This is a genomic window from Achromobacter sp. 01N37 (genome assembly GCF_056399725.1).
Window position 1 is genome coordinate 14,192 of sequence record NZ_JBFTRX010000002.1, and the last position, 15,139, is coordinate 29,330.

Here is a 15,139-nt window from a genome sequence, read left to right on the forward strand (position 1 = left end):
CTTGACCTCATCAGCCTACGACGTTGACCAGTTTGCCCGGAACCACGATGACACGCTTGGGCGGACGGCCTTCCAGGAATCGGGTGACTTCTTCCTGGCTGGCGGCGAGCTTTTCGATGTCTTCTTTGGCGGCGGTGGCGGCCACGCGGATCGAGCCGCGCAGCTTGCCGTTGACCTGGAGCATCAGCTCGATTTCGTCCGCGATCAAAGCGGCTTCGTCCACATGCGGCCACGGCGCGTCAAGCAGGTCGCCCAGTTCCTTGGCGTAACCGAGGTCTTGCCACAGGTGCCAGGTGATGTGCGGGACCACCGGGTACAGCACGCGCAGCAGCACGCCCAGCGTCTCGGCATAGGCGGCGTCGGCAGCGGCGTCTTCGGCCAGCTTGGCGTCGTCGATGGCGTTCAGCATCTTCATGCAGGCCGACACGACGGTGTTGTACTGGATGCGCTGGTAGTCGTAGTCGGCTTGCTTGAGCAGCGTGTAGACCTCGCGGCGCAGATCCTTGACGGCGGTTGCCGCTTGCGACCAGTCGGCGCCATTGGCCAGGCCACGCGCGATGGCGTCGCGGCGGGCGTAGCTGATGGACCAGAGGCGGCGCAGGAAGCGGTTGGAGCCTTCAACGCCGGAGTCCGACCATTCAAGGGTCTGCTCGGGCGGGCTGGCGAACATGACGAACAGGCGAGCCGTGTCGGCGCCCAGCGTGTCGATCAGCGATTGCGGATCGACGCCGTTGTTCTTCGACTTGGACATCGTGCCCACGCCGCCATAGTTGATGGCGGAGCCGTCCGACTTCAGCTTGGCGCCGGTGATGGCGCCGCGGTCGTCGTAGACGTTTTCGACGTCTTCGGGCCAGAAGTATTCAATGCCGCCCTGGGGCGTCTTGCGCGAATAGATATGGTTCAGCACCATGCCCTGGCACAGCAGCTTGGTGAAGGGCTCGTCGAAATTGAGCAAGCCCATGTCGCGCATGACCTTGGTCCAGAAGCGCGCGTACAGCAAGTGCAGCACGGCGTGCTCGATGCCGCCGATGTACTGGTCCATCGGCATCCAGTAGTCATTGCGCGCATCGACCATGGCATTGTCATTGCCCGGCGAGGTGTAGCGCATGAAGTACCAGGACGAGTCCACGAACGTGTCCATCGTGTCCGTTTCGCGGCGCGCGGGCTTGCCGCAGCTGGGGCAGGCGCAGGACAGGAAGGCTTCGTTCTTGGCCAGCGGGTTGCCGCTGCCGTCGGGGATCAGATCATCGGGCAGGATGACGGGCAGGTCTTTTTCCGGAACCGGAACCGGGCCGCAATCCGCGCAGTGGATGATGGGGATCGGGGTGCCCCAGTAGCGCTGGCGCGAAATGCCCCAGTCGCGCAGGCGCCACGTGGTCTGCTTTTCGCCCAGGCCTTGCGGGCCCAGGTCGGCGGCGATGGCGTCCACGGCTTCCTTGTGCGACAGGCCGTCGTACTTGCCGGAGTTGATGGTGCGGCCCGACTGCTTGTCGCCATACCATTCCTGCCAGGCGGCGGTGGAGTATTCCTTGCCGGCCACGTCCACGACTTGCACGATGGGCAGGTCATATTTCTTGGCGAAGGCGAAGTCGCGTTCGTCATGCGCGGGCACGCCCATGACGGCGCCGTCGCCGTAGGTCATCAGCACGTAGTTGCCGACCCAGACGTCGACGTCCGCGCCCGTGATCGGGTGCGTGACGGTCAAACCCGTACGCATGCCTTCTTTTTCACGCGTGGCCATTTCGGCCTCGGTCGTGCCGCCCAGCTTGCACTGTTCGATGAACGCGGCCAGCTGCGGGTTGTTGCGCGCCGCGTGGGTCGCCAGGGGGTGTTCCGGCGCCACGGCGCAGAACGTCACGCCCATGATGGTGTCGGCGCGGGTCGTGAAGACGTACAGCTTGCCGTCCTGGATCAGTTGGCCATCCTGGCCGGCGATCTTGTGCGGGAAGGCGAAACGCAGGCCCTCGGACTTGCCGATCCAGTTTTCCTGCATCAGGCGGACGCGCTCGGGCCAGCCGGGCAGGTCGTTCTGGACGGCGCCAAGCAGTTCGTCGGCGTAATCGGTGATGCGCAGGTAGTAACCCGGGATCTCGCGCTTTTCAACCAGCGCGCCCGACCGCCAGCCACGGCCATCAATGACTTGTTCGTTGGCCAGCACGGTTTGGTCCACCGGGTCCCAGTTCACGACCTGGGTCTTGCGGTAGGCCACGCCCTTTTCCAGCATCTTCAGGAACAGCCACTGGTTCCATTTGTAGTACTGGGGATCGCAGGCGCACATTTCGCGCGTCCAGTCGATTGCCAGACCCATCGCCTTCATCTGCTTCTTCATGTAGGCGATGTTGTCGTAGGTCCATTTTGCCGGCGGCACCTTGGACTTGATGGCGGCGTTTTCCGCCGGCATGCCGAAGGCGTCCCAGCCCATGGGCATCAGGACGTTATAGCCACGCATGCGCAACTGTCGCGCCATCATGTCGTTGATGGTGTAGTTGCGCACGTGGCCCATGTGCAGCTTGCCGCTGGGATAGGGCAGCATCGAGCAGGCGTAGAACTTCGGCTTTTCAGAGCCGTCGGCGTTCTTCGCGTGTTCGTGGACCAGATAGACGTCGCGGGCCTGCCAGTCTTGATGGGCGGCCGCTTCGACGGTAGTGGGGAGGTAACGTTCCTGCATGGGCTCGGGCACGGTGGCAAAAAAGGGTGAGCCGCCCTGCCGCGCGGACGCGGGGGCGGCCTGACGCGGTGGCGGTCAAAACCCCTGATTATAGGAGGTGCTAGGCCCGGACAGGGGACGGAGCCGTTTCGGGGATGCGCGCACTGGGCGCCAGGGCGCCATAGGCCAATGTCACGACCCCCAGGACGGCGCCCGCGATCACCACGCCGGGCCAGCCAAAATGGGCGTAAAGCCAGGACGATACCAGTGAACCGGATGCGCCGCCGATGAAGTAACACGTCATATAGCCGGCAGTCAGGCGGCTGCGGGCTTCCGGGCGCAGGCGATACAGTGAACTGCTATTGGTGACATGGACACCCTGGATCGCCAGATCCTGCACCACGATGCCCGCCAGCAGGGCCACGACCGACATCTGGCCAAACGCCATCAGCCCCCAGGAACCCAGCAGCAACAGCAGCCCGACGCGGGTGGCCAGGTTGCCCAGGCCCCGGTCGGCCAGCCGGCCAAAGCGGTTCGCGGCATAGGCGCCCGCCGCCCCCGCCAGCCCGAAGAGGCCAATGGTGGTGTTGCTGTATTCATAAGGGGGGCTGGCCAGCAGGAAGGTCAGCGGCGTCCACAGCATGCTGAAGGCGGCGAACAACAGGAAGCCCAGCAGCGACCGCGCGCGGAACAGCGGCTCTTCCACGAACATGCGCAGGATGGAACCCAACAGGCGTGGATAGCTCATCGTTGTCGGGCTCTGATAACGGGGCAGCACGCGCCACAGGACGGCGGACATGACCAGCATCAGAATGGCGGCCACCCAGTAAACCGTGCGCCAACTGCCCACGTCGGCCAGCGCGCCGGCCACGGTGCGGGCCAGCAGAATGCCCAGCAGCAGGCCGCTCATGACGGTGCCCACCGCCTTGCCCCGTTCATGCGGCGCGGCCAGGGTCGCCGCGAACGGCACCAGAATCTGGGCGACGACGGACAGCAGCCCCGTCAGCGCGGTGCCCACCAGCAGCACGATGATGTTGTCGGCAAACGCTGAAATCAGCAGCCCGCCCGCGGACAGCAGCGTCATCAGCACGATCAGGCTGCGGCGTTCGAACAGGTCGCCCAACGGCACCAGCAGCATCAGCCCCAGCGCATAACTGAGCTGGGCGGTGGTGACGATGGCGCCGGCCGCCGCGTTCGACAGCTGGAATTGCTGGCCGATCGTGTGCAACAGCGGTTGCGCGTAATAGTTACTGGCGACGGCCAGGCCAGTGGCCACGGACATCAACAGGATGATCGGCGCGGTGAGCACCGGTGTCGGAGGGGGGGCGGAAGCGGATGTCATAAGGGGCAAGGCGAGTCAGGCGGGGTTTGGATGCGGCGAATCAGGCGGGGTTTGGATGCGGCGAATCAGGCGGGGTTTGGATGCGGCGAATCAGGCGGGGTTCGGATGCGAAAAGCGGGGGGCGAAAACCGTGCCGTGTGGGGGGCAATGCGTCGGTCTGCGCGGCAGGATGACGGAAGGGCGCGTCAGGCCCCAATGCCTCCCGGCGTTTCCTGATCATGTTTGATCAGCAGTTTTTTCAGCAGCCCCGCCAATTGCTTGCGTTCCGTGGACGACAGCGGGTCGAGCAGTTCGCCCAGGTCTTTCAGATAGTCCTTCAACACCAGCTTGATGACGCGCAAGCCTTCGGCCGTGAGCGACACGATGATGCCGCGGCGGTCGTCAGGGTTGGGATTGCGCACCAGCAGGCCGGCTTGTTCCAGGCGGTCCAGACGGTTGGTCATGGCGCCRGAGGTCAGCAGCAAGGCTTCAACTAGCTTCTGCGGATTCATGGCGTGAGGCGCGCCGCTGCGGTACAGCGTGGCCAGCACATCGAATTCGCCCTGGTGCAGGTGGTAGCGGCGAAAGCTGCGGTTCACGTTGCGGGTGGCGAAGGCATTCAAACGGAACACGCGGGTGACGACCGACATGGCCGCGAAGTCCTGGTTGGGACATTCCGTGGTCCATTGCGAGATCACCAAATCAACAAGGTCATTCATGGGCAGGGGAGGAGGGCAGACGATGGGGTAGACGATGGGGCAGACGACGGGGCAGACGATGGGGTCAAGCGATGATTGTTTGATATGAAGTTTCTTTACGTTGAGATAAATTCTAGCAGGCCGCCCACCCGAAATGCAAAGCGCGCGGCAAAAAACGCGCCACAAAAGAGAAAGGCCCGCCTCTTTCGAGGCGGGCCTTTCCGGCTTGACCAGATACTCGCGCGAATTACTGCGCGGCGTCCTTCAGCTTCTTGAGCGGGCGAACCTTCACCTTGACCGAAGCCGGCTTGGCGGGGAACCAGCGCTCTTCACCCGTGAACGGGTCCTTGCCGAAGCGCTTGGCCTTGGCGGGAACCTTCTGCACGGCAACCTTGAACAGGCCGGGCAGCGTGAATTCGCCAGCGCCCTTCTTGTCCACGGAACCCAGCACCGAGGTTTCCAGGCTGGCCAGAACGGCCTTGACGGCCTTGGCTTCAACGCCCGATTGCTCAACGATGTAAGCGATCAGTTGGGTCTTGTTCAGAGCAGCCTTGATGGCCTTGGGTGCAGCAGCGACCTTCTTGGCGGCGACGACCTTCTTTGCTGCGGGCTTCACAGCGGCCTTGGTGGCGGTTGCCTTCTTTGCAGGCGCCTTGACGGCGGGCTTGGTGACTTTCTTCGCAGGAGCTTTTGCTTTGGTGGCCATGGTCAAAATCCGTAGTTGAGGACATGGGGCAGCGTGCGCCGGGTATCGGCAATTAACGCTACGCGCCCGATGATAGCGGAAGACTTGGGGTTCTTGCGGCTTTACAACGGGTTTTAAGCCACTCTTTGTTGTTTTCGACGCGAAAAGTGCTTCTAGCAAGGGCTCTTGCAATAGGTCGTGACATTCGAGTCCTTTTTTTGCGGCACATGCGCGCACTGAACCAACCGCGCCGAGCATGTTCCAATTGCGTGCGAAAAACAGAATGCACGGGATGCAAGCACCTATATGTTGATGAAGAAATTGGCGGCGAGTCTGCTCGTCGCAAGCGCGTGTTTGACCAGCGCGATGGCGCAGCCGATGCCGGAACCGGTGTTGTCGGCCAAGGCGTGGCTCTTGCTGGATGAGACCAGCGGACAGGTCATCGCGTCGCACGCCGCGACGACGCGTATCGAACCGGCGTCGCTGACCAAGATCATGACGGCCTATGTCGTGTTCGATGCACTGAATAAGAAGGAAGTGACGCCCGGCCAACTGGTGGTGATCTCGACGCGCGCCTGGAAGGTGCCGGCGGGCAGCTCGAAGATGTTCCTGGAGCCGGGCTCCAAGGTGTCGGTGGACGAATTGCTGCGCGGCCTGATGATCCAGTCTGGCAATGATGCGGCCATTGCGCTGGCCGAAGCGGTGTCGGGCAGCGTGGAAGCCTTCGTCGCGCGGATGAACGACACAGCTGCCAAGCTGGGCCTGCACGCGACCCGCTTTGCCAGCCCGCACGGCCTGCCGGACCCGAACACCTATTCCACGGCCAGCGACCTGTCCATATTGGCCACGCGCTTCATTCGCGATTACCCGCAGCTATACAAGACCTACGATTCCGCCAAGCAATTCACGTTCAACAAGATCACGCAGCCCAATCGCAACCGCCTGCTGTGGCTGGACCCGAGCGTGGACGGCTTGAAGACGGGGCACACGGAATCGGCCGGCTACTGCATTGTGGCCACGGCGCGCCGGCCCAACGGCGCCGACCAGCGGCGCTTGATCACGGTGGTGGTGGGCACGGCGTCCGACAAGTTGCGTACGCAGGAAAGCCGCGAGTTGCTGGAGTGGGGTTTCCAGGGGTTCAATACGATCAAGCTGTACGCGCGTGGCCAGGCGGTGGCCACGCCCGAAGTCTGGAAGGGCGAAAGCGATAGCCTGAAGGCCGGTTTCGCGCGGGACGCCTACGTGACCGTGCCAGCGGGCGCCAAGGTGGAGCCGGTGTGGACGCCGCAGGAACCGCTGGTCGCCCCGATTGCCGCGCAGGCCACGGTGGGCGCACTGCGCGTGATGGTGGATGGCAAGCCGGCCATGCAGTTCCCGGTGGTGGCGCTGGAACCCGTGGCTGAGGCCGGTTTCGCCGGCCGCGCATGGGACTCTGTTCGGTTGTGGTGGCGGGGCCATTCAGGCTAATCGCAAGCGGCGGACAAGACTGCATAGAGGCCGGCAACAAGCGAGCTAGAGGCCGGCAACGCGCGGGCATAGGGGCAGCCAGCATTAAGGCCAGCGAAGACGCCAGCGAAGACGCCAGCATAAATGCCAGCCAAGGGGACAAGGAGCGATGCAATGGCAGTGAGCTTTCCCGGAGGTCCGGCGCCTGCGCCGGGCGCGGATGATCCGCTGGCGCTGCTGTCCGCCTGTCACGGACGCATCGCGCGCCAATGTGCGACGCTGTCGCGTCTGGCCGCGCATCTGCCCATGCATGGCAGTGACGAAGCCGCGCAGACGGCTGCGGCCAGCGTGTCGCGCTACTTCGACACGGCCGCGGTGCACCATCACGAAGACGAGGAAGCCGATCTCTTTCCCGCGCTGATCGAATCCATGGCGGGTTCCGATGCGGGCTGCCTGCATGCGCTGGTGCAGGGGCTGATCGACGAGCATCGCCGCTTGGCGGCATTGTGGCTGCCGCTGCGCGCGGCCTTGTCCGACATCGCAGCGGGGCGGCCCGCCGTGTTGCCGATGCCGCAAGTGCAGGCCTTTGCCGAGGCCTATGCGGCGCACATTCAACGCGAAGACGACGAGCTCTTGCCCATGGCGGCGCGGCTGATTTCCGATGACGCCTTAGCCGCCATCGGTCAGGCGATGCGCGCGCGGCGAGGCGGTGGCGCAAGCTGAATTGGCGCTACGATTGCCGCTGGCCGGCGCACCGGGCGCCGGCAACTTTCGCCGCCACGCCATGAACCGCAACTCACGCTTTCGCCAGAAATTGCAGGATTCCGTCTTGATGCACGCCATGTCGGCCCATAACCCGATGGCGGCGCGTCTGGCCGCCGATGCGGGCTTTGACGCCATCTGGGGCAGCGGGTTTGAGCTGTCCGCCAGCTACGCCGTGCCCGACGCCAGCATTCTTTCCGCATCGCAGCACCTGGATATGATGCGCGCCATCGCCGCCACGGTCGACGTACCCGTCATTGCCGATATCGACACCGGCTTTGGCAACGCGATCAACGTGTCCTACATGGTGCCGCAGTACGAAGCGGCCGGCGTATCCGCCGTGGTGATGGAAGACAAGACCTTTCCCAAAGACACGAGCCTGCGCGCCAATGGGCGGCAGGAGCTCGTGCGCGTGCAGGAGTTTCAAGGGAAGATCGAAGCGGCTTGCGCGGCACGGCGCGACCCGGATTTCTGCGTGATCGCCCGCACCGAAGCCCTGATTGCCGGGCTGGGCCAGCAAGAAGCGCTGGACCGCGCTCACGCTTATGAGGCCGCGGGCGCCGACGCCATCCTGATTCATTCCAAGCAGAACACGCCTGACGAAATCCTGTCCTTTATTGCGGCGTGGCAAGGCCGTGCGCCGTTGGTGCTGGTGCCGACGGCGTATCCGCAACTGCGCGAATCCGACATCCAGGCGCTGGGCAAAGTGGGGCTGGTGATCTACGGAAACCATGCCATCCGCGCGGCCGTGGGGGCAATGCGTGACGTATTTGCCCGCATCCGCAGCGATGGCGGGATTCATGCGGTGGATGCGGATTTGCCTTCGGTAAAGGAGATCATCGCGTTGCAGGGCGATGCCGATATGCGTGAGCTGGAACGCCGCTATCTCAAGTGATGGGGCGTGACAAGATCATCACCGGATGCGTTGCGTGCGCCAGAGTGAGCGTTTACGCTAGACGACCCTTCACTGTGGAAGGGGCGGGACACACCAGCTCAGGAATCGAGACAGCATGACGCAGGGAAGGAAACTGGCGGGCCGGATGTTTGGCGCTTGGGTCGACGACGTCAATCGGCTGACCTTGCGCGCCGACTTGTCGGCGGGGCTGTTGGGGGCGTTGCTGGTATTGCCGCAAGGGGTGGCGTTTGCCACGCTGGCCGGGCTGCCCCCCGAATACGGCCTGTACTCCGCCATCATTCCCTGTATTGTGGCCGCGCTGTTCGGCTCCAGCCGCCATGTGATGTCTGGCCCGACCAACGCGAATTCCCTCGCGCTGTTTGCGGTACTGACGCCGTTGGCCGTTGCCGGCAGCCCGGGCTATATCCAGCTGGCGCTTGCGGTGACGGTGCTGGTCGGCATCATGCAGTGGCTGGTGGGCGCGTTGCGGCTGGGGTCGCTGGCGCACTTCATTTCTCCGTCGGCGCTGTTCGGGTTCACAAGCGGCGCCGCGTTGTTGATTGCGGTGCATGCCTTGAAAGACGCGCTGGGCATGCCGTCGCCGGAATCGCACGGCGCGGGCGCCTTGCTGGTCAGTGTGGGCACGCATCTGGGGCAGGTGCATCCCGGCGCGCTAATGGTGACGCTCGCGACGTTGGGCGTTGCGTTGCTGGTGCGCCGCTTGGACAAGCGCAAACCCTACATGCTGCTGGGCTTGGTCGCCGGGTCTGCGGCGGCGGCGGTGTTCAATGCGTGGGCTGCGGCTAACGGCGGTACGCCCGTGTCCGTGTTGGGCGCCATTGCCCAGCCCTGGCCGCCGTTTCATATTCCCAGCGTCGACTGGCGCGCGCTGCCCGACCTGCTGAGCCTGGCGTTTGCACTGACCATCGTGGCGCTGGCGCAATCGATCTCCATCGCCAAGGCGGTGGCCACGCGTTCGGGCCAGCGCATCGACGCCAACCGCGAATTCGTGGGGCAGGGGCTGTCGAACATCGTGGGCGGATTCTTCTCTTGCTACCTGTCTTGCGGGTCGCTGAACCGGTCCATTCCGAACTATGAAGCCGGCGCGAAAACGCCGCTGGCCGCGGTATTTTCGGCGGTGCTGCTGGTGGTGCTGGTAGCGGTGTCGGCGCCGCTCTTGGCGATGATTCCCAATGCGGCCATCTCGGGGCTGCTGTTGCTGGTGGCATGGACCTTGCTGGATATTCCGCGTTGGCGCGAATTGATCCGCATGCAGCCGGGCGAAAGCGCCATTGCCGCCGCCACGCTGGCCGCCACCGTCACAATCCGCATGGAAGTGGCGATTCTGCTGGGGACGGTGCTGTCCTTGATGGCGTACCTGCACCGCACGTCGCGCCCCGCCATGCGGACGATGGGCTTTGATTCTCGCGGGCTGGACCGCCGCTTCGTGGTGCTGGAACACCAGCCGGATGCGTTACCGGAATGCCCGCAATTGAAGCTGTTGCGTATGGAAGGGTCCATTTATTTCGGTGCGGCGGCGCATGTAGCGCAGCGCTTGCACGCGCTGCGTGAAGCCCCGAACGCGCCGCGCCATCTGCTGGTGATGGCCAAAAGCATGAACTTCATTGATCTGGCGGGCGCGCAGGTGTGGGAAGACGAGCTTGCGGCGCGCCGTGCGATGGGGGGCGATCTGTATTTCCATCGGCCGCGCCCCGAAGTGCTGGATATGTGGCGGCGTACGGGGTTCTTGACGCGCCTGGGCGAAGACCACATCTACCCGGACAAGGCCACGGCGCTGCACGCGATCTACGCCAAGCTGGACCCCGGCATCTGCGCCGGCTGCCAGGCCAAGATTTTCTGGGAATGCCAGCCGGATTCCCCGCATCGCGGCCACTGACGCAGGGCCTGGCGTCAGGCCGAGTCGATACCCATGACGCAGGGCCTGAGGTCAGGGCGAGTCGATACCCATGACGCAAGGCCTGCCGTCAGGGCGTATCGGTACCCAGATAGGCGGCGCGGACGCGTTCATCTGCGGCGATCGCGGCGGGTTCGCCTTCGGCCAACAGTGCGCCACGCACGAGCACGGCGATGCGGTCCGCATGCTTGAACACCACATCCAGGCTGTGCTCGGTGAACAGCACGGCAAGGCGTTGCGTGTCGGCCAGTTGGCGCGTCAGGCGCATCAACGCGTGGCGTTCGTTGGTGGCCATGCCTGCGGTAGGTTCGTCCATCAGCAACAGCCGCGGCCGATGCGCCAGCGCCATCGCGAGCTCAACCCGCTTGACGTCGCCATACGCCAAGGTGCCGCAGGCGGCGTGCGCCTTGTCCGCCATCTGCACTTGCGACAACAGATCCATGGCTTCGTCGGCCGCGTGGTGCGCGGCGCGGCGCCAGGGGTTGAACAGCAGGCGGTCACGCGACAGCAAAGCCGTCTGTACGTTTTCGCGCACCGTCATCGAGCGGAACGTGGCGGCGGTCTGAAAGGTGCGGCCCACGCCCAGGCGGCAGATCTTGCCGGGCGACAAGCCGACGAGTTCACGGCCATCCAGCTGCACCGAGCCGGAATCGGGGCGTAATTGTCCACCCAACGCGTTGAAGCACGTGGACTTGCCCGCGCCGTTCGGGCCGATCAGCGCCAGCATCTGGCCCGCCCCCAGCGTGAAGGACACGCCGGCCAGGGCGTCGATGCCGCCGAAGGATTTGCGCAAGTCCTTCACTTGCAACAGGGCGGTTGCGGCCGTCATGCGCGCTTTCCCCGCAGACGCGCGGCGGCGCCGGCCAAACCATCCGGAAAGGCCAGCACCAACGCCAGAATCGCCACGCCCAACACGGCATGCCAGTACTCGGTGCTGCGCGCGGCTACGTCTTGCAGCCATGTGTAGGAGGCAGCGCCCACGAGCGGGCCGGCCAGCGTTTGCACGCCGCCCAGCAGCACCATCACCAAACCATCAACCGAGCGGCTCACGGCCAGTACGTCGGGCGCGATGCTGCCCTTGGAAAACGCATACAGCGAACCCGCCATGCCCGCCGCAAAGGACGCGGCCACAAAGCCCGCCCACTGCACGCGCCGCGTTTCCATGCCCAGCGCTTCCGCGCGCAACGACGAATCGCGCACGCCTCGCAATGCGTAGCCCAATGGTGAAAAGGCCAAGCGCCGCAACCACGCGATGCCCGCCGCGCACAGGGCCAGCGTCACGTAATAGAACCACGGGCCTTGCGCCAGCCACGACGACGGCCATAGCCCGATGAGGCCGTTGCTGCCGCCCGTGACGTCGTCCCATTGAAACGCCAGCGCCCACAGAATCTGCGCGACGGCCAGCGTCAGCATCGCCAAGTACACGCCAGACAGCCGCACGCAGAACCAGCCGAACAGCAACGCGCCAAAGGCGGCGGCAAACGGGCCGAGCAACAAGGCGGCTTCCATCGGCACGGCCGCCAGTTTGAGCAGCAAGGCCGCCCCATACGCGCCCAGACCAAACCACGCGGCATGGCCGAACGACGTCATGCCGGCCAGCCCGGTCAGAAAGTGCAAACTGGCCGCGAACAGCGCCGCGATCAGGATTTCGGTCATCAGAATGCTGAGATACGGCCATTGCAAGGCGGCAATCGGCACCAGGGCCAACAGCACCACTAGCAGGCCATACGCCGCCCGCAAGCGCCGGCCCGCGGGGGCGATGGGGCGTTCCGGCGCGCCAGCATGCGAGGCCGGGGCAGGGGGCTTGCCAAGCAGGCCCCAAGGGCGCACCACCAGCACCACCGCCATCACGGCGAATTCGGCCAGCAGCGTGAGCTTGGACAGATTGAACACCCAGGGGCCGATTGCCACCTGACCCAGGAAAACGAACACCGCCTTCACTGAACAAATGAGCAGCGCCGCCAGGAAAGCGCCAGGAATCGAGCCCAGCCCGCCCACCACGACCACGACAAATGCGCTGGCGATGATCTCCAGGTCCAGCCCCAGCGTGGCGGGGACGCGGGGCGCGGCCAACGCGCCGCCCAATCCGGCCAGGAAGGCGCCCAAGGTGAACGCGGACGTGAACAGCCAGGCCTGGTTTACGCCCAGGGCGGCCAGCATGCTGCGGTTCTCAGCGGCCGCGCGCAGCAGCCGGCCCCAGCGCGTGCGCATCAGCAGCAGCCACAGCAGCCCCAGCACGATGGGGCCGGCGGCGATCAGCAGCAAGTCGTATTCGGGAAAACGGCGGCCCAGGATCTGCACCGCGCCAGACAGCCCGGGGGCGCGCGCGGCGAACAGGTCTTCAGGCCCCCAGATGGCCAGCGCAGCGTCGCCGATGATGAGCACCAGCGCAAAGGTCGCCAGCAACTGGAAGAGTTCGGGCGCCTGGTACAGCCGTTTCAGCACCAGCCATTCGGCGGCCGCCCCGATCAGGCCGGTGGCCAGCGCGGCCAACAGCAGGCCGGCCCAATAGCCCGCGCCGTCGCCAAATGCCGTGGTGAAGGTCCACGCCAGATACACGCCCAGCATGTAGAACGAGCCATGCGCGAAGTTCACGACGCGGGTGACGCCGAAGATCAGCGACAAACCCGCGGCCACCAGGAACAAGGCGCTGGCGTCTGCCAGCCCGTTCAGCAACTGCGACAGCAGCCCCGACAGGCTCATCAGTGTGCCGGACGCATCTTGCGCACCTGTTCGTCAGGCGGTTGCAGACGCGCACCATCAATGTAGGTGAAGTCTTTCATGATGCCCTTGCCGTCTTCCACCGCCGTCACGCCCACATAGACGCCCATCGTCGATTGATGGTCCAGCTTGCGGTATTGGATCTGGCCATAAGGCGTATCCACCTTCAGGCCGGCAAACGCGTCGACGAGCTTTTCGGTATCCACGGCGCCCGCGGCTTTCAGGCCCTGGGCGATAGACATCAGCGACGCGTAGCCCACCACCGAACCCACCTTGGGCGTCTCGTTGTAGCGCTTCTTGTAGGCGTCGACGAAGGCGTTGTTGGCCGGCGTATCGATGGCGTACCAGGGATAGCCCGTCACGATCCAGCCCGACGGCGTGTCGGCGCCCAGCGGTTCCAGGTATTCCGGTTCGCCGGACAGCACGGACACCACGGCGCGGTTTTCGAACAGGCCGCGCGTGTTGCCTTCGCGAACAAAACGGGTCAGGTCGGCCGCGAAGAGCACGTTGAAGATGGCGTCCGGCTTGGCGTCGGCCAAGGCCTGCACCACCGCGCCGGCGTCCACCTTGCCCAGCGGCACGGCCTGCTCGGCAACGAACTCCACGTCGGATTGGAACGACTTCATCATGGCCTTGAACGTGGCCACGGCGGACTGCCCGTATTCATAGTTGGGGTAGACGATGGCCCAGCGCTTCTTGCGCAAGGCCAGCGCCTTGGGGGCCAGCGCCGCCACGTGCATCCAGGTGGACGGGCGCAGGCGGTACGTATAGCGGTTGCCTTCCTGCCAGGTGATCTTGTCCGTCAGCGGCTCGGCGGCCAAAAAGAATACCTGCTGCTGCTTGGCGAAATCGGTCAGCGCCAGGCCCGTGTTGGACAAGAAGCCGCCAAACAGCAGCTCCACTTTCTCGCGGGCCAGCAATTCTTGCGCGGCGCGCACGGAATCGCCAGGGTTGCCGTTGTCATCGCGCGAGATGACTTCCAGTTTTCTGCCCAGCACGCCGCCTTCGGCATTGACCTGCTCCAGCGCCAGCTGCCAACCCTTTTTGTAGGGGCCCAGGAAAGCGGGAATGGCCTTGTAGCTGTTGATCTCGCCAATGCGGATCGGCGGTTCACGGTCTTTGGCGACGGCAACGGCGACCGGCGTCAGCGCCAGGGCCAATAGCGCGGGCGCGAGCGCGCGGCGCAGCAGGGTAAGGCAGGGACGGAGCATGGCGGTTATCGAGAAGCAAGAGGAATCGGGCTTGACCGGATTGAAGCACGCACCTTTGCCTTGCGGCAATAAAAAAGCCCCGCACGTTACCGTGCAGGGCTTATCGCTAACCAGAAAACCGGCTGAATTACTTCAGCTTGGTTTCCTTGTAGTCAACGTGCTTGCGAGCGACCGGATCAAATTTCTTGATCAGCATCTTCTCGGGCATGTTGCGCTTGTTCTTGGTGGTCGTGTAGAAATGACCCGTGCCGGCGGTCGACTCGAGTTTGATCTTTTCGCGGATACCTTTGGCCATGTCGTGCTCCTAGTATGGTGATTGGGGGCGCCGATTAGGCGGCTTCGCCACGGGCACGCATGTCGGCCAGGACGGCGTCGATGCCATTCTTGTCGATCGTGCGGATGGCCTTGGCCGAAACGCGCAGGCGGACCCAGCGGTTTTCGGATTCAACCCAGAACCGGCGCGATTGCAGGTTGGGCAGGAAGCGACGCTTGGTCTTGTTGTTCGCGTGCGAAACATTGTTGCCCACCATCGGGCCTTTGCCGGTCACTTGGCATACGCGTGCCATGGATGCACCTCTTTATGTCGTTCTTGTCGCGCATCGCTTGGGGGGTAGACAGGGTTTTAGCCGCCGGGCTGTGAAGTAAGCGCAATGTGTTGCCTGTTGCGCTGCCTTTGCCGGCCACCCAGTCTTAGTGGATGAGGGGGATCGGAATCCGCCCGTGCTTATACCCGCTGCCTGCACCCGCTGCATCTATCGCTGCAGATTCGGTTGGAATCTCGCTATGCGCGGTTGGGGTCAGAGTGCTGAACTACAAAGCATAGTAGATCAGCACGGGA

Annotated in this window: 13 protein-coding genes; 4 read left to right on the top strand and 9 right to left on the bottom strand. The window is 64.4% G+C overall.

All coding sequences use genetic code 11. The annotated features are described in order from the left end of the window. Positions 1-10: 10 nt before the first annotated feature. From leuS to AC1DSJ_RS03230, 4 genes are all read right to left on the bottom strand, one after another. Positions 11-2,668 carry a leucine--tRNA ligase gene (gene leuS, locus AC1DSJ_RS03215; protein WP_427949657.1) on the bottom strand — a complete coding sequence of 886 codons (2,658 nt, stop codon included), beginning with the start codon at positions 2,666-2,668 and terminating at the stop codon, positions 11-13. Positions 2,669-2,768: 100 nt separating this feature from the next. Then, entirely contained in the window at positions 2,769-3,989 is a 1,221-nt protein-coding gene (locus AC1DSJ_RS03220; protein WP_342068065.1) for an MFS transporter, read from the bottom strand. Positions 3,990-4,174: 185 nt separating this feature from the next. After that, entirely contained in the window at positions 4,175-4,687 is a 513-nt protein-coding gene (locus tag AC1DSJ_RS03225) for a MarR family winged helix-turn-helix transcriptional regulator (protein ID WP_054427114.1), read from the bottom strand. A gap of 226 nt (positions 4,688-4,913) precedes the next feature. Further along, positions 4,914-5,372, bottom strand: coding sequence for an HU family DNA-binding protein (locus AC1DSJ_RS03230; protein ID WP_054427115.1), 459 nt, complete (start codon positions 5,370-5,372; stop codon positions 4,914-4,916). Positions 5,373-5,657: 285 nt separating this feature from the next. Between AC1DSJ_RS03230 and AC1DSJ_RS03235 the strand changes: the two genes are divergently transcribed. From AC1DSJ_RS03235 to AC1DSJ_RS03250, 4 genes are all read left to right on the top strand, one after another. After that, positions 5,658-6,818 carry a D-alanyl-D-alanine carboxypeptidase family protein gene (locus AC1DSJ_RS03235; protein ID WP_175171070.1) on the top strand — a complete coding sequence of 387 codons (1,161 nt, stop codon included), beginning with the start codon at positions 5,658-5,660 and terminating at the stop codon, positions 6,816-6,818. 153 nt (positions 6,819-6,971) lie between these two features. Further along, a complete protein-coding gene (locus AC1DSJ_RS03240; protein ID WP_175171071.1) occupies positions 6,972-7,520 on the top strand; it encodes a hemerythrin domain-containing protein in 549 nt (182 codons plus the stop codon). 61 nt (positions 7,521-7,581) lie between these two features. Then, the gene (locus AC1DSJ_RS03245) at positions 7,582-8,454 is read left to right on the top strand and encodes a phosphonopyruvate hydrolase (RefSeq protein ID WP_054427232.1); all 873 of its coding nucleotides are present in this window, start codon (positions 7,582-7,584) and stop codon (positions 8,452-8,454) included. A 115-nt stretch (positions 8,455-8,569) separates the two neighbouring features. Then, positions 8,570-10,351: a SulP family inorganic anion transporter gene (locus AC1DSJ_RS03250; protein WP_441371709.1), complete on the top strand. Its 1,782-nt coding sequence runs from the start codon at positions 8,570-8,572 to the stop codon at positions 10,349-10,351. A gap of 88 nt (positions 10,352-10,439) precedes the next feature. On the opposite strand, the gene AC1DSJ_RS03255 is transcribed toward AC1DSJ_RS03250, so the two are convergent. The 5 genes from AC1DSJ_RS03255 to rpmB form a co-directional block, all read right to left on the bottom strand. Continuing rightward, the gene (locus AC1DSJ_RS03255; RefSeq protein ID WP_175171072.1) at positions 10,440-11,198 is read right to left on the bottom strand and encodes an ABC transporter ATP-binding protein; all 759 of its coding nucleotides are present in this window, start codon (positions 11,196-11,198) and stop codon (positions 10,440-10,442) included. Continuing rightward, positions 11,195-13,072: an ABC transporter permease gene (locus tag AC1DSJ_RS03260; protein WP_175171073.1), complete on the bottom strand. Its 1,878-nt coding sequence runs from the start codon at positions 13,070-13,072 to the stop codon at positions 11,195-11,197. Before AC1DSJ_RS03260 ends, AC1DSJ_RS03255 begins: the two co-directional genes overlap by 4 nt. Next, positions 13,072-14,301 carry an ABC transporter substrate-binding protein gene (locus AC1DSJ_RS03265; RefSeq protein ID WP_342066690.1) on the bottom strand — a complete coding sequence of 410 codons (1,230 nt, stop codon included), beginning with the start codon at positions 14,299-14,301 and terminating at the stop codon, positions 13,072-13,074. Before AC1DSJ_RS03265 ends, AC1DSJ_RS03260 begins: the two co-directional genes overlap by 1 nt. Positions 14,302-14,428: 127 nt before the next feature. Beyond that, a complete protein-coding gene (gene rpmG, locus AC1DSJ_RS03270) occupies positions 14,429-14,596 on the bottom strand; it encodes a 50S ribosomal protein L33 (RefSeq protein WP_003810296.1) in 168 nt (55 codons plus the stop codon). A gap of 34 nt (positions 14,597-14,630) precedes the next feature. Next, complete coding sequence (rpmB, locus tag AC1DSJ_RS03275; RefSeq protein ID WP_054427120.1) at positions 14,631-14,867, bottom strand: 50S ribosomal protein L28; 237 nt, start codon at positions 14,865-14,867, stop codon at positions 14,631-14,633. Positions 14,868-15,139: the final 272 nt, after the last annotated feature.

Coding starts and splice junctions, on each gene's coding strand:
- AC1DSJ_RS03220 (WP_342068065.1), bottom strand. CDS start 3,989: ATGACATCCGCTTCCGCCCCCCCTCCGACACCGGTGCTCACCGCGCCG.
- AC1DSJ_RS03265 (WP_342066690.1), bottom strand. CDS start 14,301: ATGCTCCGTCCCTGCCTTACCCTGCTGCGCCGCGCGCTCGCGCCCGCG.
- leuS (WP_427949657.1), bottom strand. CDS start 2,668: ATGCAGGAACGTTACCTCCCCACTACCGTCGAAGCGGCCGCCCATCAA.
- AC1DSJ_RS03255 (WP_175171072.1), bottom strand. CDS start 11,198: ATGACGGCCGCAACCGCCCTGTTGCAAGTGAAGGACTTGCGCAAATCC.
- AC1DSJ_RS03250 (WP_441371709.1), top strand. CDS start 8,570: ATGACGCAGGGAAGGAAACTGGCGGGCCGGATGTTTGGCGCTTGGGTC.
- AC1DSJ_RS03260 (WP_175171073.1), bottom strand. CDS start 13,072: ATGAGCCTGTCGGGGCTGCTGTCGCAGTTGCTGAACGGGCTGGCAGAC.
- rpmG (WP_003810296.1), bottom strand. CDS start 14,596: ATGGCCAAAGGTATCCGCGAAAAGATCAAACTCGAGTCGACCGCCGGC.
- rpmB (WP_054427120.1), bottom strand. CDS start 14,867: ATGGCACGCGTATGCCAAGTGACCGGCAAAGGCCCGATGGTGGGCAAC.
- AC1DSJ_RS03245 (WP_054427232.1), top strand. CDS start 7,582: ATGAACCGCAACTCACGCTTTCGCCAGAAATTGCAGGATTCCGTCTTG.
- AC1DSJ_RS03240 (WP_175171071.1), top strand. CDS start 6,972: ATGGCAGTGAGCTTTCCCGGAGGTCCGGCGCCTGCGCCGGGCGCGGAT.
- AC1DSJ_RS03235 (WP_175171070.1), top strand. CDS start 5,658: ATGTTGATGAAGAAATTGGCGGCGAGTCTGCTCGTCGCAAGCGCGTGT.
- AC1DSJ_RS03230 (WP_054427115.1), bottom strand. CDS start 5,372: ATGGCCACCAAAGCAAAAGCTCCTGCGAAGAAAGTCACCAAGCCCGCC.